The following is a 23,378-nucleotide window of genomic DNA, read 5'->3' on the forward strand; positions in this document are numbered from 1 at the left end:
TGGTAAGGTTTAGTATTACAAGGCTTTGTTAATAATAAAGAATAATTACTTATGTTTGATCCTAGCGTAACCATTTTTGAAAGCACACAGAGTCAGCTTGCAGAAAGTCCTCTTTGGCATCCTATGCTGAACACTTTTTTTTGGGTCGATATAAATAAAAAATTACTTTTAAGCAAAAATATACACAGCAAAAGCCAACTAAAAACCGTGAATATGCCCGATACGCTCAGTGCAATAGCGTGGATTGATGAGCAGCACTTATTGCTAGGTACAAGTACTGGTATATACAAATACCATATTAATTCAAGCACTCGCCATCTTATCCTTAGTATTGAAAATACACAGCTAAATCGACGTTCAAACGACGGCCGTGCTGATCCATGGGGTGGCTTTTGGTTAAGTACAATGGATGTAAATGCTAAAAAAGGGGATGGTATAATATACCGTTATTATAAAAACCAGCTTAAAGCCGTTGTAAGTGGTTTGAGTATCCCAAATGGATTGTGTTTTGATAAGTCCCGTTTACGCGGTTATTACTGCGACTCTTTAACTAGTTGCATTTATGTATTAGATTTGGATGAGAAAACTGGTGAGCCTTGCGCTGAGCCACGTGTTTTTTATCAATTTAATAATACTGATGTTGACCCCGATGGCTGCGTAACCGATAAATTAGGCAATTTGTGGCTAGCTGTTTGGGGAATGGGATGTGTTATGTGTTTATCCCCAAGCGGTGAGCTAATTAAAACAATAGAGCTTTGTGCATTAAAACCGACGTGCACCGCCTTCGGTGGTGAAAATGCTGAGTTGCTACTTGTAACATCGGCATTTGATGAAGCGATTAATAATACTGTTGGTGAACAAGGCGCTGTATTTCAGATCTCCGGTATAAAAAAAGGGCAGTTTGAGCCGCCCGTTTTACTGTAACTTGTAATTTTCAGTGATGATTAGCTTTTAGGCGTAACCCACATAATACCACTTCTTTTTTAGTTACTAAAACCTCAGTACTGGCGATAATTGGTTGCTCACTTTCAACGCCTTACTTAGCTTACTACGCGTAAATCACTGAGTAGTATTGTTTATAATTTCAGGTGTATGGATTATCACTACAGCAAACTTTAAACCACTAAAACTCACTGCAGTGAGCCACCTTAGTCGGTTTTTAAAAACTAGCTATTTTATTTCTACCCGTTTCTTTTGCGTTATAAAGGGGTATGTCGGCGTTAGTTATAACCTCTTTGGGTTTTGTTTTGTGATTGGGTATGAAACTATAAAACCCAATGCTTAAAGTGAGGTATTTACTGACAGTTGAAAAGTTATGTTCAATTGCGAGTTCTGCGATTTTTTCCTGAATAAGAACAGCAAACCTTTGACAGTGTTCTGTGTCGACTGCAGGTAAAACTATCGCAAATTCTTCACCCCCGAAACGAGCTGCTAGATCACCTTCGCGTTTACAAATATTGTGTAGCGCTTTGGCCACTCGCTTTAGCACTTCATCGCCAAGCTGATGCCCATAGTTATCGTTATAACGCTTAAAAAAATCAATATCACACATAATTAAACTAATGGGTTCCTTATTACGTGCACAACGCTTAATTTCGCATTTTAAAGTCTGATCAAAACAACGTCTATTAGCAATGTTTGTAAGGCCATCCGTATTGACTTGTTTATTGAGTTTTTGGTTGGCGTTAATGAGTTGCTGCTGAGTTTGTTGAAGCTCTTGCTTATAATTTAAATTTTTGAAAGCATTAGCAAGCATTTCACCTACTAACCTTAGGCGAATAAGGTCTAAATCTGTCCAGTCTTGCTTTTGAATTACACAATCACAGCCAATAAAGCCAACCAGTTCTTTGTCATAGCGTAAACCAATGCAAAGTACCGATTTTATTTCTTGTCGCTGGAAAATCGTTTTTTCGCTCATTGCTTGAATGGGGAGCAAAGATACATCATTCACTCTGAATAAATGGGTACGGGCCATCGAACTAAAAAAATAAGGGAGGTCGCTTTTTAAAAGGTTTTGTAAGTCGTCTTTAAAAGCTTTGATACCATCATTGACCCATTCGTGAGTGTTATTAATAGTTTTACCATCTTCGGCAAACTTAAAAAGATAACTCCTATCGGCATTGCAAACCGTACCGACTGCTTTTAATGCATAGTTAATATGCTTATCAACATCGTCATTTTGAATATCAATTAAGTCAGTTGAGATGTTCGATATAATATTATCAAAATCATATTGTTCATCCACGTTGTTATTTAATATATCGATAATAATAATGGAGTTTGAATTAGGTAAATTTGCAAATTTTACGTTGAGTAGCAATTTGGATGATTGTTTCGATAAAATAAACTGGCATTGGTTATTTGCCGTAAAATAATCAAAGAATAGCTCCTCGATCAACAGATTTTTTTTACTGTGATGATTGGTTAAAGTGATGTGTGAAAAATCAGTTTTATAAAAATGTGATTGGTCTTTTAAGTCAAACAAGTCCTGTGCCTGGCTGTTAACTTTAAATATATCTTCATTGGCATCATAAAGTAATACACAAAACGGCAATAACTCCAAGTTTTGCCATGCTTCTTCTGATAGGTTATTACTCACTCAACTCTCCATGTGTCCAAGCCATAATTAAATTCTTTTTCTTTACTAACTATTAGCACATTTTTTTTGATTTACTAAGTTTTTAGTGCGTTTGCGGGCAGTACGTATTATAATTGATACTGTATATCATTACCCATTTCTACTCTAAGCCATCTTTGGCTTATTTGCACTTTAAGTATAGGTTATTCAAGCATTTCATGACAGAAATCACTACACACCAAGCTTCTCGTCGTCGGTTACTCATTGCGCTAGCAATTACGTGTTCGTTCATGGTAATTCAGGTTATAGGTGCTTATTATTCTAATTCGCTTGCTGTTCTTGCTGATGCGGGGCATTTGTTTGTTCACAATAGCTCGTTATTCATCGCACTGATAGCATCAAGTCTCGCTATTCATTTTGCCAAAACCTATAACGATGGCCATCAACGAGCAGAGCTTTTTGGTGGCCTAGTGAACGGGTTTTTATACCTAGCAATCAGTTTAATTATTTTGTACGAAGGTGGTGAGCGCTATATACACCAACATGAAGGAAATGAGCTGGCTATCAATAGTTATTTAATGTCGGTTATTGCTGCTATTGGTTTTTTATTTCATGGGGCTGCTGCATGGGTTTTATATAAAGGCCGCAAAGCGAGTATTAATGTGTACGCGGTATTTTTACATTCATTCTTTGATCTGATTTCTACCGTATCGACATTTGTTGCCGGTATTCTTATATATTTTACAGGCTGGGTTGTAATCGATATTTTATCGAGTATGTTAATTGCTTCTTTCGTATTATTCACCGGTATTAAGGTCATAATTAGTTGTATAAAAGGTTTACGCCTAAATAAAGCGAAACTTCCTAAAGTTACTGATATTGAAAGTAAAATTACAGATATGGAACATGTTCATAATGTCCATAATGTCACTGTAACGCGCAAATATAATGGTATTGTAGTAGGCGCACACGTTGTCCTTAAACAACATTGTACTATTGAAAAACATGATGAAGCGTGTCGTATGAAAGTAGAGCAATTATTAGCCGAAAAATTTAATGTACGTAATAGTGTATTACAAATCGAAAGCCATGAATGCCATCATATCCATTAATAGCATCTAATTAATATAAAAGCGTGTAATAATGATTAGCACGCTTTTAATGTTTCAAATCAAATCAATGATATTGCTAAAACAATCGCTTTTACGTAAGTCTTTAGCATTCATTGGTTTTGCAAAGTAATAACCCTGTAATACATGGCAGCCAACCTCGGCTAAAAAGAGCATCTGTTCGCGCGTTTCTACTCCTTCTGCAATGCAGTATAGATCTAAGTTTTCTGCCAATGAAAAAATAGTTTTAATAATTGATTCATCTCCCTTATCTATACCAATACTATTTACAAAGCTTTGATCTATCTTAATAACATTAATAGGGAATTGGCTTAAGTAGGTGAGTGATGAGTATCCTGTACCAAAATCGTCAAGCAGTAATTTAAACCCAGCAGCTTTTAGGTTTTGCAGCTGTTTGGCTGCTTTAAGCTTATCTTCTAATAAAATACTCTCTGTTATTTCGAGCCTTAATTGTCTTGGATGAACTTGAGAGTCCGCTAATATAGCCATTAACCGCTGTGTTATGTTTGTTTTTAAAATGTGTTTAGGCGATAAGTTTAAAGATATATAAAACAACGGGTTTTCGCTGAGTATAGGCGCAAGTTCAATTAGTGAACGGTGCAAGGCTTGCTCAGTAAGAAGTTCTATTAAACCGGTTTCCTCAGCTACAGGAATAAAAAGAGCTGGAGATATTAACTGGCCTTCATTTTTCCAGCGCATGAGTAACTCCACGCCATTTATTGTTTTTTCTTCTATGTCGATAATAGGCTGGTAGTGATTAAAAAATCGGTTGTCTTTTACTGCATCTTTTAAATCATTTTCAAGCAGTAACTTTTGTTTTATTAGCTCATTCATTTCATCGCTAAAAAACTTAAAGTCGTTTCTCCCGCCTTGCTTAGCGTGCATCATTGCAACATCGGCATTACGGATGAGTATATCTGTGGTTATAGCATCGAATGGGTATAGAGCTACGCCAATACTTGCTGAGATATTAATAGAGAAGTCTTCAATAATTACTTTATTAGCTAATTCATTACTAATTTTTCTTACGTTATCGCGAAGAGATTGGAGTGATTTTATATTTTGAATCAGCACTAAAAATTCATCACCACTTTGGCGGCCAAGTATAGCGTTTTCGCTAAGCATACCGCTTACTCTTTGGGTAATATTACATAACAACTTGTCACCCACTGCATGGCCAAAAGAGTCATTAACAGGTTTGAACTTATCTAAATCAATAAATAATAATGCGCATTGGGTATTGTTTTTATCGGCATATTTAATCGCCTTTTCAATGTTTTGATACATTAAACTACGATTAGGTAGGTGCGTTAGAGGGTCAAAATTAGCCAAATAGCGCAGTTCGTTTTCAGAACGTTTTTGTTCAGTTAAATCTGTAATAACAATCACATAGTAACTTGCAGTGTCTTTTGTTACAGCTGTGGCACTTATATGTATTGGGTGTTCATTATTTCTTGCTGTTTTTATATAAACATCACTTTGCCAGTTTTCAGTTGGTTTTAATTTTTTTAAAATACTAGCAAACTCTCTGCACTTATCTTTACCAATTGCTTTAATAAACAATTTAGGGCTAATTTTGGTGGCCGTTTGCTCGTTTGAAAATGTTTCAATAAAACTATTGTTCGCAGAAAATGGCATTAAACGCTTATCGAGTATAAGTAACCAATCGTTTATTTGGCTAAACGCTTCACCTAAAATTTTTGCTTGTTGCTCATTAGCTCGTTGCTCGGTGATATTGGTATATATGCCAGAAACATATAGAGGCTCATTTGTTTGAGGATCGTATATAACTTGCCCTGTATCTTGATACCAGAGCCAATGGCCATTTTTATGCTGTAAACGGTAAGTTGCTTGCCAGTTTTGTTGTTTTTTGTACTTGAAGTAGTTTTCCCATTGGTTTTCAAAACGACGTCGATCGTCAGGGTGTATCAACGCTAAAAATTGATCTATATGCACGCGTTCTGGTAAGTCTGTATAGCCCAATTCACTTCCTCTGAGCGTATTTACGGAAGCGTCTTTAAAGTTATAATCCCATACGCCGCTTTTATTATTTTTAAGCGCGAGTTCTGTTTGCTTTTGCGAATGAATAGTCGCTCTATGGGCTTGTTCAATTGCTACTCGGCGGCTGCGATACTGCCAAAAAATAAAAAATAACACCCCAAGTATTAAAATAATGTAGGCGGCTATAGCAATGGGCGATCTCCAAGGAGCATACGCCACGTTGATATTAAGTGTTGTAGGCTCGCTTGTAATAATACCATCACGATTATGTGCTGATATTTTTAGTGAGTAATTACCAGGTTGAAGCTTTGTGAAAAACACTTGATTAGATTGTAAATCTTCATATGTAAGAGACGTAGGCCCTGAAAGGATTACTTTATAATATGCTTTATCAATATTAGGGTAAGAGAAGTTAGAAAAGCTAACCGTCAATCCCATGTCTTCATAATTTAATTCAAGTGGTTTGCTAAGGTATTTATGAGGGTTGTAATTGAGTTCCCTAGTAAGGAGGCTAATATCAGTAATGGCTAGATTACTTTTTTGTAGTTGTTCTTCTTCATCTTCATTAAAGTCTAAGGGATTAAAAAGTAAGGCTCCAGCATTGCTACCGAATATAAGCCTACCATCGCTTAGTGTTGCTGCCGCTATTGGTGTAAATTGGTTTATATTCAAACCGTCTTTTACTGAAAAACTCACTACATTGAGTGTATCTAGGTCTATTTGATAAAGACCATTGTCGGTACTTGCCCATAAAAAGCCGTTTTCATCAGGAAGTAGTGAATAGATAGAATCAGTATTAAACGAATTTTTTAATCCTATATAGTGCTTTCTTTCGTAAGTAAAGGGGTCAACGCCGAGCAAACCTTCGTGAGTGGTTGCTAACCATAAAATGTTTCGTTTTGAGTCTAAGTAAAAGTTTTCTACAGTGTAAAAAATATCTTCTTTAGGATTAAAAGACTGAAATATAGTCGTTAAAGTTTTCGTTTTTTCGTTGTACCTAAGGAAGCTTTTTGATGTGCCAAGTACAAACTCTTCAGGATGTGTGTCGAGTTGTTTATAAAAAGCGTAAGAAAATAAAGGATCGACTTGCTCTTTGAGCCCCTTAATAATTCTTGTTTTTCCTGTTGTTTCATTAAAAACATAAAAATTATCATCAGACATAAATGCATATGTGTCTGCAGATAACTGGGCAAAGCCAAATAAGTTGGATTGGTTAATTACATCTTTTTCTGTGTCTTTATTTTCAATAATTTTACCCGTTTGTTTATCAAACAGTTTAAAACCATCGAAAGTAACAAGCCAAAGGAATTGATTATCACCAATTGAAGACGCAAAAATATCATAAACGGCAGATGCCCCGTATATTGCTTTTGAGTCGGTTGAGCTTAGATATACATCACTTTTATTTGTTGCTTTGTCGTACCGTGCAATTCCATCTTCTGTTCCTAACCAAATAATATTATTTTTGTCTTGGTAGGTGGCATGAACAGTATTGTTACCGGGTAAAGTAATGTGTTTAAACCGTCGGGTTTTAATTGGCCATGTAAACACGCCCTGGGTCCTAGATGCGAGCCAAAGTACGCCGGACTTATCAACCATTAAATCGTTTATTGAGTTTTCATTAATATTAAACTTACTTTTTTCATAATTTAATACGAATTCTAGTTCTTTGGTTTCGCGGTGATAACTGAACAATCCACTTTCGGTTGCTACAAACTCCCCGTAAACAGTATTGGCATAATCCCATATATTATAATCAGGGATTAAAGTTGTAATATTTGCTGCAGATATATTTTTGGTATTATCGAATGCTAATTGATACATGCCTTCAACAGTACCAACAAGTAATCCTAATTCATTATCAACACTTAAGAATTTGACGTTTACATTATCTATCGTATTTTTTTCAGGGGGATGAAGAGGTATTTTTACCAGTTCTGAATTATCTATATTTGCAGTGTATAAACCATCATTTGTACCAATATATAAAGTGTTTTTATATATTGTTAATGACCGAATGTAGTCACCTTTATTTGGCAGGATTAGCTTAAATGTGAAGCGTTTACTCGTCTCATCAAATGTATATATTTGGGCATCTATGGCGAAGTAAAAAGTACCTTGTTGCTGAGTCATTGCAGAGATCGGAGAGAACATTTTTTGTTCTTTATCTATTTGACCAGAATAGATTTTTTCGGTTTTTAAAGTGAGGGGATCTATTATATAGGCACCAGAAAGATCTGTTGAGACAATGATTTTTCCGTCTTCGGCTTTAAATAATGCATAAATATAGTGTTTATCCAGGCCAAAGCCGCCACTAAAAGTTTTTACATTATATCCATCAAAACGGTTTAAACCCTGTTGGGTTGCTATCCAAATATAACCAATATCATCCTCTTGAGTCTGCAAAACGTAACTTTGTGATAGGCCTTCGTCAGTAGAAATTCGTTGTAATTGCTGAGCATAGTTTTGTGATGCAAAAGTGCTTTGGATGCATAGTAAAAAAGTAATGGTGATATGAAAAAAAAATTTGCTCAAACGCACTTATAAACACTCTCAGTGGAAGATAGGATGATGCTTAGCTAGATAGTAAATATAGCATAAGTTTTTATTTTTTAATTACAAATAATATACATAACGCTAAAAGTTCTATTTTTAAATAGTGAGCTACTCTATACAGATAATAGTAAATGCTTATAAGGAGAGTATAGTGCTTTTCTCTAATATTGATGCAAAAAACAGCGTGTTATTAGTTATAGACTTACAAGAGTTGCTTGCTCCTGCAATTAAAGATTTTCCGAATATTTTAAAAAGCACATTGCAGTTAGCTCAAGCGGGTATTATTCATGGCGTTCCATGTTTAGTAACGGAGCAATATGTGAAAGGTTTGGGCGAGACTAATCAGCAAATTAAAAATACGTTACCTAATGCCACGTATTTTCATAAAACGTACTTTAGTGCGTGTGCAGAGCCTGGTTTTGTTGATACGTTAAAAAGCCATGGTAAAAAGCAAGTTGTTGTTGTGGGCACTGAAGCACATGTGTGTGTTTTACAAACATGCTTAGATTTAATAGAAAATGACTTTGAAGTTATTATTGTTTACGACGGAGTTGGTTCGAGAAACCCACAACATAAAAATTTGGCGATTGAGCAGCTACGTCAAGCTGGAGCTGTAATTTCATGCGCTGAAATAGTTATTTTTCAATGGACAAAAAAAGCTGCAACGCCTACGTTTAAGAAAATACTGCCTATAATTAAGTAGACCACATGTATATAATATAAATCAAATGTATTACTTTTTGATGTGTCGGTAGTTTATTATTGTGTTCAGTGAACTGAAACTCGTTTTTACACGTATATTGCAGACTGCTTTATAGAACAACAATGCAAACAACAATTTTAAGGTTTTTATGTCTAGTATTGGCCGGTTATTTACAATTATTTTCAGTCTTTTGTTTGTCGAGTCTATTGCTATAGGCTTGTATTTCGACACATTAGCGCAGGCTTTTACGATAGGTTTGCCATTGTGTTTATTACCTATATGGCTTTTAAAAACACAAGGTGATAGCCCTATTATCCCCCATGTGGTAGCTGCCGCCATAATGATGTTTTCTTTTTTGCACATACAACAAACTTTTGGGCTGATTGAAGTCCATTTTGAAATATTTATTTTAATGCCCATGTTAATTGTTTTTGTACAGTGGCGAGTGTTTATTACCGCTATTATTTTTGTAGCGGTACATCATTTATCTTTTTATTATTTACAAACTCAAAATACGGGTTTTTACGTATTTGACCCTGATAGACTCGCTTTTACTACGGTGCTAATTCATGCTGGATACGCAATAGTTGAAGTATTAGTTGCAGGCTATATTGCAAAAACGCTGCAACGGGAACGTCGTGCGGGCTTATCTTTAAGTTATGCGACAGAACAAATAATGAAAGATCCTGAAAACATTAAACTCTCTCTTCGCGCGGATGACACTAAAAGCGAAGCTGTAGCAGGATTTAACACATTACTAGATTACTTATCTGATGTTATTAAACAGGTACAAACACAATCAGAATCATTGCAAAAAAACTCACAAGAGCTTATTGATGTACACGATCAGTTAGCGAGTGGTGCGGTTCAACGCACACAACAAACCGATGATATTGCTAATTCTGGCGCTCAAGTTGCCAATGGCTTTAAACTTGTAGAAGAAGAAAGTGAGGTGCTTAAACGCCAAGTTGACCATATTACACAATCTGCAGGTGATGCATTAAAAGAAGTGCTTCAAACAGACGCTAAAAGTAGAGAGTTGTTAACACTGCTTAACCATACCGAAGAAAAAATAAACCACTTAGTGGCAGCGGGCGATGTTATTTCAGGGCTTCTTAATGAAATATCAGGCATTGCTGAGCAAACAAACCTACTTGCTTTAAATGCCGCTATTGAAGCTGCCCGCGCAGGCGAACACGGTCGAGGTTTTGCTGTTGTTGCTGATGAGGTAAGATCTTTGGCCAACCACAGTAAAGCAACAACAGATAAAATTAGTCTTACATTAAAAGATCTTGTTAATAATAGTAAAACGTCAACGCAATCAATGAGTCAGTGTGTGAGTTTTGTAGTTGATTTAACAAGTATTAGTGCTGCAATGAAAGAAAATATTTCAGCAATGAGCGAGCAAATAGCCGCAGTATCTTCAAGCTCTGACTCAGTTGCACAAGTGGTAGCGGAGCAGGCAGGTAATACCGAGTTAATAGCAAGCAGTACAGATACTATGCGCCAAAATCAGTACCAAGATACGCAAATAGTGCAGCAGTTAACCGCTAAGGTGCAGTTAATCGATGTAAGTATTGATGTATTAGAGCAAAGCATTGCCAAGTTTAAATAAATCTAACTCTTTTGTATTTTCGCTTATAGCTATATGGCTTGTTTGTGTTGTTGCAGGGTTAGTTTATTTTCAGTTAGAGCAACTTAAGCCGTTTGATAGCTCAAAAGTTTTATTGCAAAAGCACTGGTTTAATAACTTTAAAAAGCAATTGGACTGGGTTGACACTAATGAAGCGTCGTTAGTGCTTATAACTGAAAAAAATTGCGGGTGCACCATACAAGCTAAGTCGCATATTTCATCGTTAAGCTCTTTTGCTGCCAATAAAGCTATGAAGGTTGTACAAGTTGAATTAACACCAAAGCTTAAACACGTTATTCCGGCAACGCCTGCCGCCGTTATTATTAATAAAAACGGTGAGTTTGTTTATGCCGGTCCTCTCTCTGAAGGGTTAGCGTGTGCCCAGGGAAGTGGCTTTGTTGAAACTGCGGTCACTAATTTAGCTGCAGGCTTTAACTCAAACCTTTTAATTACGCAAACCAAGGGGTGTTATTGTGTAAATAATGCGTAAATAATGTGCAGAAAAAACTAAAGCTCGCACTTAAATCAACAGTTACGAGCTTTAATATTGACTAAATTGTCACTAACCCATAAATACCTAATAACACAAACACACAAGCAGCAATCGCGCGTACGGTATTTAGAGATATTCTTTTTAGTAATGCATTACCTGCATATATAACAGGCACGTTAGCAATTAGCATACCTAACGTGGTTCCTACCGTTACCCAAAACACAGACTGATATTGTGCGCCTAGCAACACTGTCGCTATTTGTGTTTTATCACCAATTTCTGCAATAAAAAATAATACAAAAGCGACTAAAAAAGCCCCGTAGCTATCGTATTTATTACTTACATCTTCGTCTTTATCTGGAACTAATAGCCAAAGGCCAACAATAATAAAGCTGATGTTTACAAGCCAAGGTAAATATTCAGAAGAAAAACTATTACTTAACCACTGCCCAAACCACGCTGATAGGCCATGATTGAGTAAAGTTGCGGCTAAAATACCAAGAATAAGTGCGCTTTTATTACGAAAACGGGCAGCTAACAGGAGCGATAAAAGCTGCGTTTTATCGCCAATTTCGGCAAGTGTGACGGTGACGGTTGAGGTTAAAAAAACTTCCATTATTGATTCTTACAGGCGGGAATACTAAACCAAGGCAAACAACTATCTCCCGCCATGAGGATAGTGTCTACCTAGGTCTCGCCGATAACGCTTGCTACAACATTACAAACTTACCATGCACATGAGGTGCAATTATGTTGATAAGTTTACTCATTACTGAGCGGGCTACTCCCCTAAGAGGCGGCCATTATTCCATAACTTTATTTTTAGGTAAATATAGTTAAGAGAACAAATACCATATTCTAATAAATAATTTATATTTATTAGTGAGGAAGCTATTGATAACAATTGTCGTTTAGATTAGTATGCACTTATTGAATGTAATTAACACGGTTTGTATTGATGTATATTTGTCTTTGTCACGGTGTGACTGATAAAAAAATTGAGCAAACAATTGACGATGGTGCAACGACCATGCGTGAATTAACCAAAGAGCTTAAAGTAGGCAGCCAATGCGGTAAGTGTTGTGGTTGTACTAAAAAGATCCTTAATCGCAGACTTATTCAAATTGCGGATGTAACGGATCAAGTTGCTTAGTTACATATAAAATTTAGATATAAAAAAAGCAGCTTTTTAGCTGCTTTTTTTATGCTTGTTACTATTTAAAGTTGAGACTGTAAGTAGTTTTTGATACCCGTATTTTTAATAAGTAATTGTTGGGTTTCTAACCAATCAATTTGCTCTTCTTGTTCATTTAAAATGTGATCAAGGGCTTCACGGGTAATGTAATCTTTTTTACTTTCAGCCAGCTTAACTGCGCTACGTAACTCATCAATAGTATCGAGTTCAAAACTCATGTTAGCAGCAATCATTTCTTCGCTGTTTTCACCAATACGTAATCGGCCTAGGTCTTGAAGATTTGGTAAGCCTTCTAAAAACAAAATACGTTCAATTAAACGATCAGCGTTTTTCATTTTTTGAATTGATACTTTGTAGTCTGCTTTATCAAGCTGTGTAAAGCCAAAATCTTTAAACATACGTGCATGTAAAAAATATTGGTTAATACCAACAAGCTCATTAGCGAGTACTTTATTAAGCGCTGCAATAACGTCTTTATCGCCTTTCATAATATGCTCCTACTAAGCCATTTGTGCTTGATGATAATTTTCAGAACCAATTTTATCAATTAGACCAAGTTGTTGCTCTAACCAGTAAACATGATCTTCTTCGGTATCAAATAACAGCTTTTCTAAAATGCTACGAGATTGATAATCTTGTTGTTCTTCACATATTGCGATTACGTCTTTAACACACGCAACTACTTCAAGCTCTAGTGTTAAATCGTTTTGCATCATGCTTTTTACATCGTTACCGATAAGTAAATCACGGCGCTTAGTCATATTTGGTACACCTTCTAAAAACAAGATGCGCTTAATAAGCCAGTCTGCGTGATCTTTTTCTTCTTCCATTTCGTGGTTAAGGCGCTCGTATAGTTTGTTTAAACCCCAGTCGTCATACATGCGCGAGTGTATAAAATACTGATCGATTGCTGCTAATTCGTTAGCTAACAATGTATTAAACGCATCGATTACTTTTTGATTACCTTTCATGATAAATCGCCTCAACTATTTCAATTGTATGCAGTGTAGTACATATAGCCTATATTGCAAGTTTTCTCTATAAAAATCATTGCGTTACTATTGGTTTTGATTCTTATTTAAGTTTGCGTTACTGCTTGGTTTATGGACAGTTTTTTATTTGTATTAGTATCTGAGAATGATTACTAGAGGTATTTATAAACAATAAGTAGAGATACTGCTTTTCATATTATCTTTTTAAATAAATAGGCATGCTGATGCCTATTTATTGAGTCTATCACTAATTAAAACTGGTATTTAGCACCCAGCGTTGCGGTTGTGCCTAATCCTTTAATATTATATCCACCGTAGGTGTAAGCCTGTGCGCGGGCAGGGTAGTAATCGCTATTAAATAGGTTTTCTATTCCAAAATACCCACTCCACCTGGCGTTAACATTGTATTGGCCACTTAAGTTGAATGTGTTGTAGCTACTAACAGGGCCCTGATCGCCAGAGTATTGGCCCTGTGCATTTTTATCAAAGCGCTTTCTGTCGCCTACATATAAAAAGCTCATTGCAAGCGATAGCTCGTCATTTGTTTGCCACGTTAAATTAGCAGTGGCTTTCGGTGGGCTAATTTGGCTTGCGCCTAGATAGTCATCAGCTTCGGTGTTTTTTCCTTCTACGTAACTATATGTGGCGCTTAATTTAAGGTCTTGGTTAATAGTATAATTAACTAACCCTTCGTAACCCCATATTTCTTGTGGTGCACGTACGGGTTCGTAAACACCTGTTACTTCATTATACTCATTACTTGTACCAAGCTCTGAAGTACTTCTGTAAAGAGCAAATTCAAAACGTACGTTTTCAAACTGTGAGGTAAAACCAATTTCGTAATTGTCGATTATTGAGGCTTGTGTTTGAACAAGTGCAATATCGTCAACAGTTGCAGCGCGAAGTAGGCGACCAATATCAGAAATATCAGAGCCCTGTGAATAACTAAAAAATGGGCTGAATGCATCTGTTAAATTGTATTTTATGCCTGCATTATACGTTGTAGCGTCATAGTTTATGGTATCACCACGCACATTTAATGGTACTGAACATTGAGATACGGTTTTGCAAAGTTTTAGCGTTTGGTAGTCACTTACACTCAAATCAATGCTTTCGTTTCTTACACCCGCTTTTACAATAATATCGTCGTTTATTACCCATTTGGTTTGTAAAAAGCCAGCCACACTTTTCATGTCCATTTCTGGCACCCACACACGGTTATCTACTAAAGGTTGCGATGTTTTATCATTTAAGGCATCAATACCGTAGATTAGAGTGGCTGTTAGGTTTTCAAAATCAAACTGGCTATTAAATGTAGCTCTTGCACCTTGCTTGTCTGATTTAATAACCGATTGACCACCGCTATAACCTTCATCAAGATTGGCTAAAGCGGTTGAGAAAAAGAATACGTTTTCTATATTTTGTTTATACAGATCGAGGGTCATTTGTGTGTTTTCAAACAACGCGTAATCAACATATTTTAGGGTTATATTTTCGTTGCCTTCTGGGCCTTGCGGTTTACCTTGTTTTTGAAGCGCTAATGGGACGTGTATAGCGTATGTTTTTTCCCCTATATTGCCATCGCCGGTAACATCGCCTAAATCAGTTTTTTGCTGTGAGCTGTAAAAGTTATAGCTAAATTGCAGTTGCTTTTCGTCGTCAAAATCATAAGTTAGTTTGGTAAAATAGTTTTGAGTTTCAGAGTCTGATAAACCATATTGTAAGCCTAAAATATCGCCCTGTGCATCGCGTTGCACGCCGTTTTCTTCATAGCTTGCCGTTAACAGGTAGCTTAGTTGGTCGAGCTTACCGTTTACTGCGGTTGATACTCTACCGCCACCACTTTCTGCTAATTTAACAGCGCTAAAGCGGCTTGAAATACTTATTTCACCTTCCGGTTTACCATCACTACGCGCTTGTTTTGTTATGTAGTTAATAATGCCACCTGAGGCCCCATTACCATAAATAGACGTTGCGCCTTTTATGACTTCAATGCGCGCTATTGCACTTGCATCAAGTGTTTTTACGCCTAAAGAACCATTACGAAGAGGTGTTGATTGCGGTACACCATCAATCATTATTAGAGGCGCACGGCCGCGTAGTGTTTGTCCTGAATTACTTGAACTGCCTGTATCTGGGGCAAGGCCAGGAACCATTTGCGCGAGTAAACTTCCCAATTCTGAGCTTACTTTTAAATGCTGTTGTATTTGTTGCTGATTAATAACGGTGATCGAGGCTGGTACTTCGTCAATGCTTTCTGATATACGGCTGCCTGAAACAATGACATGCTCAAATTGATCAGAATTGTATTCATTTTTATTATTTTCATTTGCTAACGTGTTAGTACTTATTGCAACAGCAATAAGGCAAAGCGAAGTTTTTAACATGGGGTGTCTTAGTTGATAATAATTTACGTAATGGTAATTATTATCAACTAATGACACAAGTGTTAATGAGATTTATTTCCATTTATGGCGTTTTAACCAGAAATACACACCGCTTACAATAAAAAATGCGAGTGAAAGGGCTATTAATAACCATAAAAACTGCACGATAGGACCTGCAAAATCACCAATGTGAAACTTATATTTGAAGTTCCATGCTTGTGTTGCGAAGTTAGTTTTACTGGCGTCAAATGAGTTTAATACTTTACCAGTAAATGGGTTAGTCCAAACCCAGCTGTAAGCGTGGCTTTCGCCAGGGTTTTGCATTCTCAGTGCAATTGCTTCGTCATCCTTTTTAGGTAAGTAAACTCTATATAATTTACCGTCTGGAAATACGTTCTCTGCATTTTTAATTGCTTCATTGTAGTTTAAAGTAGCTTGAGAAGGGGTTATTACTTTTGGTGCTTTAGGTCTTTGTTCTACCTTGTTTAAGGTCACAAATTCTAATACCGATTGAGTTTGTGTTTTCCAGTTAAATGCCATACCAGTAAAGGCAATCAGCATAAGCGGTATAAAAAAGTAAACACCAAGCACTGTATGTAATTGATACATGAGCACTCTAAATTTGGCTTTTGGTTTTATAGCTAAACGTTTAACTCTGTTTTTGGGCTTTACCCATAAATAAAAGCCCAGTAATACATTTATTAAAAGTAGCAATGCACACACCGACATCCAATTTCGAAAGGTTTTTTCACCTTTACTGTTTTCAAACAACAGCCAACGATGTAATCCCATAGCAAACCCATAAATCGTATCGGTTGATTCATAGATGTTTAGTACACTCCCTGAGTAGGGGTTAACACTGGCGTAGTGTTTATTGGCTAACCGAAATTGCCATGCTGCGTTTGGCGCTTGTTCGGGCATAAAAAAGGTGATTTTTTGCTTAGTTTGAGCTTGTACATTTTGTATAAGTTCATCGTAATGCATTAAGTTTTTTTGGGGTGTTACTTGCCATTTCTCAGGCTCTATTAGGTGCTGTATGTCTTTTGCATAAATCATAACAGCACCGGTTAGGCTCACTATTAATAAAAATAGTCCGCTAATTAGGGCAAGGCCTAAATGAATTCTACGTAACCAAAGTTTCAAAAACGGTATCTCATTATGAGTTAATGACAATATTGTAAATGATAATACGAGCTGTTTTCAATTAAATAGTTATGTATTTGGTTTAGCTTGTTATTAAGAGCATTAAATTGGGCTTTAATTTGCGATTGGTCGGATTTCTATTATGCAATTTTCAATATTAAAATTGTCGTGTAAAAAGCTTTTTACTGCTGGCAAATTAATTAAGTGCTGAGTGCCAATAATAAGCTCACAATAATTTTCTTTATCATCTAGTTGCCAAAGCTTAATGCTAACTACCGATTCGATATTAAATTCATTACTAATAGCATGTGATATTGCGTGTATATCAATATTGCTAGGCGCTGCTTGCATTAAAATTTTGCAGCTTTGCTTTAATAGTAAAATGCCATGATAAATTACATAAAGAGAAATAAGCACAGTGGCAATTAAGTCAACGATATACCACTGGTATAAAATAATTAAGGTGCCCGCAATAATAACAACAATAGATGCCATTGCATCTGATACGTTATGAATAAAGGCCGCTTTTATATTTATACTGTGATTTGCGCCAGCTCGGTAGGTTAAATATGCGGTTGCTAAATCAATAATCAATGCTATTGCTGCCACCCACACAACTATCCAACCATTAATTGGTTGAGGGTTTAAATAGCTCGAAATGGCTTCAAAAATTAAATACACACCAATTAATATCAATGTACTGCTATTAAAAAGTGTGGCAAGTATTTCAGCGCGTTTATAGCCAAAATGATGAGTGGTGTCAGCAGGTTTATTACCAATTTTACGTGCAACGAGCGCGATAAATATAGCGGCAGCATCACTTAAATTATGAAGTGCATCGGCTATAAGTGACAAACTGCCCGAAAATACCCCGCCAATAACTTGGGCTACGGTTAGCAATACATTAATAACCACAGCGACGGTTAGCTGTTTATCGCTCTGGTTTTCGTCTACATGACTATGTGAGTGATCGTGCGCCATAATGACCTCAAATGTATTAATTGAATATTGCTTATATCATGGCTGGTTTAAAACCGCTACAGATGTGGTAGCGTCAATAAATCTAATTATAAGTTAGTAATAAAGGCGTATATTTTAAAAAGTGTGAATTTAATATTGTAACGCTAAACACCCATTTTTTAAGGAGTTTACCGCTCAAAACTTGCGTCTTTATATATTTAGTGCATTAATGTAAGTAATATTAAATGATTATAAGTTGCTGGATATTAAGCATGCACAAAGGTTTAAACTTTGATGAATTAACAGGTAAAGGACAGTCTGTTCGAAGTAAGTTAATTATAACCTTTATAATTATAGCCTTAGGGCCACTATGTATACTTACTTGGTTTAGCCTTGGACATGTAAATAGCACGCTTAAGCAAAATGCAGACGCTGAACTAAACGAGCTTAATAATATAGGTAAGCAATTTGCTGATATTTGGTTTGCAGAGCATGTTAAGGATCTATATTTGCTTAGGGCGCAGTTTGATATTAGCCCGACTAAAAAACAACAATTAATAGCGCAATTTGTTGAGCAGTACGACTTTGTTAATAATGTAGAACTTATTGATGTAAACCTCGTTAAATCACTACCTTCATCACCCTTTTTTAATATTATTAAAGATCAACGTTTTAATAACATACTCTCTGGTATTAAAAATACAGGTAAAATCCAATTTCAGTCAATGACAGTCTCAGGGCGTGAGTATCATATTATTGGCTTACCGTTAGTAAATACCGAAAATAAGCTACAAGCCATATTGCTCGCAGATATAAATTTAAACGGCTTATTAAATAATCTAAGTAAAATACACGCTGCAAATAAAGACATAACATTTTATGTTATGCATAATAATAAAATTCAAAAAAATAATAATTCAGAAGATTCTCAACCATTATTTTTCTCTCAAAACGGCTCCCCAACGCAACGTGTTTTTTCTTACAGTAATAAAAATGAAGAGACTTTATACGGGTATATTGATTCTCTAGAGTTTTTAAATGAATCTGGATGGCAATTACTTGTAACAAAACCAAAAGAAGTTGCACTACAAGGTGCTAATTTTTATAAACAGCTTGCTTTATTAACAAATGCGGGGGCATTGCTGCTTATATTAACGTCATCGTGGTGGTTTGGGCGTCGACTTTCTAGACCTTTAATTAACTTAGCTAAAATTGTTGAAAGTATTACAAAAGGAGATAAGGTAAAAGTCCCTGTAATAAACGACAGTATTGAGTTTAACCAGCTTTCATTGGGTTTACGTAATTTAGTAGCCGTAAAAGAAGAGCAACACAGTATATTACAAAAGCAACGCTCTGCACTTCAAATTGCATTAAAACAATTAGCCGAGCAAAAAAGTGCATTAGATGAACACGCTATTGTTGCTGTAACTGATTTGCATGGCACCATCACTTTTGTAAATAAGAAATTTTGTGAGATTAGTGGCTACGATGAACACGAATTAATAGGTCAAAACCATCGCCTTTTAAATTCAGGAAAACACGAAAAAGCATTTTTTAAAAATATGTATAAAACGCTTAAACGTGGTGATATATGGAACGGGCAAATATGCAATAAAGCTAAGCATGGTGGCATATATTGGGTAGATACGACGATTGCACCATTTTTAGATGAAAATGGAAAACCGCAAAACTATATTGCTATTCGTAATGACATTACAGCCCTGAAAGTACAAGAGCTAGAGCTTGAGCAACACAAAACACAGTTACAGTTAGTGATAGACTCAACAGCCGTGGGTATTTGGGATTGGTATATTGATACGAATAAAGTGACGTTTAATAACCGCTGGGCCGAGATAATAGGTTACAAACTCAGTGAGATTGAGCCTTGTACTATAGATACTTGGTATACATATGCTCACCCAGACGACTTAGTGATATCAAATAAAAAACTTCAAGAGCACTTTGCCGGTGAGACTGACTATTTTGTTAGTGAAGCCCGCATGAAGCATAAAAATGGACATTGGATTTGGGTACTCGATACTGCAAAAGTAGTTGAGTGGAATACCGATGGCTCTCCAAAACGTATGATAGGTACGCATTTAGATATATCAGAACGAAAATCTACAGAGCTTGAGCTACAAGGAAGCCGCGATAGGTTTGCATCTTTGGTATCAAATATCCCTGGCATTATTTATCGATGTAAGTTTGATAATAAATTAAGCATGCTTTATATGAGCGAGCAAGCGAGTGGAATAACAGGTTATTCACCTGATGAGTTGATACATGATGAACCCTCCAGCTTTTTTGATTTGATATGCGAAGACGATTCTAAAAAAATAAAAGATGAAATTCTACGTTGTGTTAGCGCTAAGCAGTCATGGTCTGTTGAGTATAGGATTACAGCCCGCGATGGCTCCTTACATTGGGTAAATGAAAAAGGCCAAGCCATTTACGCAGATGATGGCAGCATATTGTATTTAGATGGATTTATTTTTGATATTACAGAGCGTTACAATACACAGTTAAAAATAAATCGTCAGCAAAGCCTACTTGAATCAATGAGTAAGCAAGGGCAGATTGGCGCATGGGAGATGGACTTAGATGCGCATACACTTTATTGGTCTGATGAAGTTAAAGTTATTCACGAAGTACCAGAGGACTTTGAACCGAGCATAGATACCGCTATTAACTTTTATAAACCAGGCATACACCGAGATACTATAAGTACCTTATTTGAGTGCGCAGTGACTTTAGGTGAAAGCTGGAGTGTAGAGCTTATTATTTTGACCTATTCTGGGCAAGAGCGTTGGGTTAAATCGATGGGCCAAGCTGAGCTTAAAGACGGTAAATGTGTACGTGTGTTTGGTTCATTTCAAAGTATTGATGCACATAAACGACTTGAACTTGAGAGCGAAAAAGCAAATCGTTATAACAAAAATTTAGCCGCGCTTACAGTCGCACCTGAGGTGCAAAATAGTGATGTAGAACAGGTTAAAAAGCTAGCCGTTAAATCTATGTGTGAAGTGCTAAATGTTACACGAGCTTCGATATGGATCTTTAACGAAAAACGAGATGTGATGACGTGTCATTGCTTATATATAAATGGTCAAGGGTTTGTAGATACCGACGCTATTTTAACTGCTAAAGACTACCCAGCTTATTTTAATGCTATTTATAAACATAATTTAGTGGCTATTGATGATGTTTATACTCACTCAGCAACTGTTGATTTTATTGAAGCATATGTAACACCACTAAATATTAAATCGATGCTTGATGCTGTAATTGCAACAGGCGATGGTAATTTAGGTATTTTGTGCGCTGAAACAGTAGGCGAGCATCACAACTGGACGCAAAGTGAAGAAACGTATCTTCGCTCATTAGCTACTTTAGTGGGAAGCACTTTAGTTTCTCAAAAACGAAAAGTAATTAGTGAGGAGCTAAAAGTAGCACTCGTGAAAGCTGAAGATGCAGCCATTGCTAAGAGCCAATTTTTAGCAACCATGAGCCATGAAATTAGAACGCCGATGAATGGCGTACTCGGTATGCTAGAGCTTGTTCAATTAGAGTCGCTATCTAAACCAATAGAAACAAAAGTAGATATAGCCAAAAAAAGTGCACATTCTTTATTGGGTGTAATTAATGATATTTTAGATTTCTCTAAAGCTGAAGCAGGTAAAATCGAGCTTGAAGAAATTAACTTTAATGGACGTGATTTAATTGGTGAAGTTGCTGCCGCACAAGCATTTACAGCTCAAGACAAAGGTATTGAAATTATTTTGGATCTGGTAGCGCTAGAGCCTTCGCAGTTATGCGGCGATCCAGGGCGCATTCGCCAAGTTATTACTAATTTATTGAGCAACGCCGTTAAGTTTACGAGTCAAGGCGAGGTCGTTGTAAGCGCGAAAATTAATAAAGTAGCTCAAGGTTTAGAGTTTGTTGTAAGTATAAAGGACTCAGGCATAGGAATAAGTTTAGAAAAACAAGAGCAATTATTTACCCCTTTCTCTCAAGTCGATGCATCAACAACGCGTGAATATGGAGGCAGTGGCTTAGGGCTGGCTATTTGTAAGCAGCTTTGTGAACTAATGGGGGGGGCTATCTCTCTCACTAGCGAAGCCGGTAAAGGGAGTACTTTTACTGCCACTATAATGCTGACTCCGGGAGATCAAAAAGAACGTTATATTCCTAATATTAATATGGAAGAGCTAACCGTTTTGGTTGTTGATGATAACGAGACAAATCGAATTGTAATTTCACAGCAGCTTGAGCACTGGGGAGCTAAGGTTGCGCTTGCATGTGACGCACGCGAAGCTCTTGATATGTGCGCGCAGCAGTATAAAAGTAACAATTGCATGTATGACATTGCAGTGCTTGATATGCAAATGCCAGGAATGGATGGTATAGAGCTGTGTAAAGCACTAAAAGCACATGAACATTATAAATCAATGCCACTTGTAATGATGACCAGTATTGCTGGTATGGAAGGTGCGCAGCGCTATTCTAATGCAGGCTTTCAGGCATATTTCCCCAAACCTGTAACCACTGCCGATTTAATTTCTGCACTGTCAGTCATAACAAGTAATGATTCAGATGAGACACTCCCACTTGTTACTTCAGGCTATATTTCCTCTCTTAAAAAAGAAAAGGTGCAGGAACCTACCCAAATATTACTTGTAGAAGATAATCCAATTAATCGACAAGTGGCTACATTAATGCTCAAAAAGCTTAATTGTGACGTTACAATTGCCGAAAATGGTCAATTAGCGATAGATATATTAGAGTCTCACGATTCTGGTTTCTTTAAGCTCGTTCTTATGGATTGCCAGATGCCTGTTATGGATGGCTTTGCTACAACTGCAGCTATCCGTAAAGGTATGGCGGGTATACAACACAAAAACATTAGGATCATTGCTATTACGGCTAACGCAATGGACTCTGATAAAGAGCGTTGTATAACCGCTGGAATGGATGACTACTTGAGCAAACCGATTCAATTAGATATTTTAAAAGATAAATTAGAGCAGTATATTTAAGGTAAAAATACAATGAGCCAACCCGTTATAATACGTGATGCAAAACCAAGTGATGCGAAAACAATTTTGCACTTTATTACCGAACTTGCCATATATGAAAAAGAACCGGATGCAGTTAAAACAGACGAACAGGCTATTTTAGATACGCTGTTTAGCGACGGTGCTACTGCGCACAGCATAATTTGTTTAGAAGGTGATGAGCCAATTGGTTTTGCGGTCTATTTTTATAATTACTCTACATGGTTAGGTAAAAATGGCCTATACCTTGAAGATTTATACGTAAGCCCAGATAGCCGTGGCAATGGTGCAGGTAAAGCCATTATGAAGCACTTAGCTAATAAGGCGACTAGTAATGACTGTGGTCGTTTTGAATGGGTAGTGCTTGATTGGAATAAACCCGCTATCGATTTTTACAATAGCATTGGTGCAAAGCCGCAAAACGAATGGATTATATATCGCTTAACAGGGCAGGAATTACTAGACTTTGCTAAATAATTAATGAAAATCATTTGTATTTAGGTTTGTGGGTGTGTAAGTTAACTACACGCCCATAAATAAACGTGCAGATGAT

At 36.5% G+C, this 23,378-nt stretch carries 16 protein-coding genes; 8 read left to right on the plus strand and 8 right to left on the minus strand.

Features of this window, described 5'->3' with window-relative positions; translation table 11 throughout:
- Positions 1–51 precede the first annotated feature (51 nt).
- Positions 52–924 carry an SMP-30/gluconolactonase/LRE family protein gene (locus H5116_RS12715; protein WP_182716301.1) on the plus strand — a complete coding sequence of 291 codons (873 nt, stop codon included), beginning with the start codon at positions 52–54 and terminating at the stop codon, positions 922–924.
- Between the two features lie 235 nt (positions 925–1,159).
- On the opposite strand, the gene H5116_RS12720 is transcribed toward H5116_RS12715, so the two are convergent.
- Complete coding sequence (locus H5116_RS12720) at positions 1,160–2,599, minus strand: diguanylate cyclase domain-containing protein (RefSeq protein ID WP_182716302.1); 1,440 nt, start codon at positions 2,597–2,599, stop codon at positions 1,160–1,162.
- A gap of 197 nt (positions 2,600–2,796) precedes the next feature.
- Here H5116_RS12720 and H5116_RS12725 point away from each other — a divergent pair, with 197 nt between their 5' ends.
- Positions 2,797–3,690, plus strand: coding sequence for a cation diffusion facilitator family transporter (locus H5116_RS12725; RefSeq protein WP_002960617.1), 894 nt, complete (start codon positions 2,797–2,799; stop codon positions 3,688–3,690).
- A 54-nt stretch (positions 3,691–3,744) separates the two neighbouring features.
- Here H5116_RS12725 and H5116_RS12730 read toward each other — a convergent pair whose 3' ends face one another.
- Positions 3,745–8,250, minus strand: coding sequence for an EAL domain-containing protein (locus H5116_RS12730; protein WP_182716303.1), 4,506 nt, complete (start codon positions 8,248–8,250; stop codon positions 3,745–3,747).
- Positions 8,251–8,416: 166 nt separating this feature from the next.
- On the opposite strand from H5116_RS12730, the gene H5116_RS12735 reads away from it, so the two are divergent.
- From H5116_RS12735 to H5116_RS12745, 3 genes are all read left to right on the plus strand, one after another.
- Positions 8,417–8,968: an isochorismatase family protein gene (locus H5116_RS12735; protein ID WP_182695210.1), complete on the plus strand. Its 552-nt coding sequence runs from the start codon at positions 8,417–8,419 to the stop codon at positions 8,966–8,968.
- A gap of 148 nt (positions 8,969–9,116) precedes the next feature.
- Positions 9,117–10,583, plus strand: a complete 1,467-nt coding sequence (locus tag H5116_RS12740) for a methyl-accepting chemotaxis protein (RefSeq protein ID WP_182716304.1) — start codon at positions 9,117–9,119, stop codon at positions 10,581–10,583.
- Complete coding sequence (locus tag H5116_RS12745; RefSeq protein WP_182716305.1) at positions 10,567–11,091, plus strand: DUF6436 domain-containing protein; 525 nt, start codon at positions 10,567–10,569, stop codon at positions 11,089–11,091. Before H5116_RS12740 ends, H5116_RS12745 begins: the two co-directional genes overlap by 17 nt.
- A 61-nt stretch (positions 11,092–11,152) precedes the next feature.
- Here H5116_RS12745 and H5116_RS12750 read toward each other — a convergent pair whose 3' ends face one another.
- Entirely contained in the window at positions 11,153–11,710 is a 558-nt protein-coding gene (locus H5116_RS12750) for a TMEM165/GDT1 family protein (RefSeq protein ID WP_182716306.1), read from the minus strand.
- A gap of 342 nt (positions 11,711–12,052) precedes the next feature.
- Between H5116_RS12750 and H5116_RS12755 the strand changes: the two genes are divergently transcribed.
- Entirely contained in the window at positions 12,053–12,247 is a 195-nt protein-coding gene (locus H5116_RS12755) for a (2Fe-2S)-binding protein (RefSeq protein ID WP_002960627.1), read from the plus strand.
- A 65-nt stretch (positions 12,248–12,312) separates the two neighbouring features.
- On the opposite strand, the gene bfr (H5116_RS12760) is transcribed toward H5116_RS12755, so the two are convergent.
- The 5 genes from bfr (H5116_RS12760) to H5116_RS12780 form a co-directional block, all read right to left on the minus strand.
- Positions 12,313–12,777 carry a bacterioferritin gene (gene bfr, locus H5116_RS12760; protein ID WP_002958984.1) on the minus strand — a complete coding sequence of 155 codons (465 nt, stop codon included), beginning with the start codon at positions 12,775–12,777 and terminating at the stop codon, positions 12,313–12,315.
- A 12-nt stretch (positions 12,778–12,789) separates the two neighbouring features.
- Positions 12,790–13,260 (minus strand): bacterioferritin, encoded by a 471-nt coding sequence (bfr, locus tag H5116_RS12765; protein ID WP_002958985.1) that lies wholly within the window; start codon positions 13,258–13,260, stop codon positions 12,790–12,792.
- Between the two features lie 272 nt (positions 13,261–13,532).
- Positions 13,533–15,668 carry a TonB-dependent receptor gene (locus H5116_RS12770; protein ID WP_182716307.1) on the minus strand — a complete coding sequence of 712 codons (2,136 nt, stop codon included), beginning with the start codon at positions 15,666–15,668 and terminating at the stop codon, positions 13,533–13,535.
- Positions 15,669–15,740: 72 nt separating this feature from the next.
- Positions 15,741–16,811: a PepSY domain-containing protein gene (locus tag H5116_RS12775; protein ID WP_182716308.1), complete on the minus strand. Its 1,071-nt coding sequence runs from the start codon at positions 16,809–16,811 to the stop codon at positions 15,741–15,743.
- 114 nt (positions 16,812–16,925) lie between these two features.
- Positions 16,926–17,792 (minus strand): cation diffusion facilitator family transporter, encoded by an 867-nt coding sequence (locus tag H5116_RS12780; RefSeq protein WP_182695204.1) that lies wholly within the window; start codon positions 17,790–17,792, stop codon positions 16,926–16,928.
- Between the two features lie 251 nt (positions 17,793–18,043).
- Between H5116_RS12780 and H5116_RS12785 the strand changes: the two genes are divergently transcribed.
- Both H5116_RS12785 and H5116_RS12790 read left to right on the plus strand, forming a co-directional pair.
- Positions 18,044–22,807, plus strand: a complete 4,764-nt coding sequence (locus tag H5116_RS12785) for a PAS domain-containing protein (protein ID WP_182716309.1) — start codon at positions 18,044–18,046, stop codon at positions 22,805–22,807.
- A gap of 12 nt (positions 22,808–22,819) precedes the next feature.
- Positions 22,820–23,302, plus strand: a complete 483-nt coding sequence (locus H5116_RS12790; protein WP_182716310.1) for a GNAT family N-acetyltransferase — start codon at positions 22,820–22,822, stop codon at positions 23,300–23,302.
- Positions 23,303–23,378 lie beyond the last annotated feature (76 nt).

This window comes from Pseudoalteromonas sp. SG45-2, from assembly GCF_014164115.1.
GTDB classification, from domain to species: Bacteria; Pseudomonadota; Gammaproteobacteria; order Enterobacterales; family Alteromonadaceae; genus Pseudoalteromonas; species Pseudoalteromonas distincta.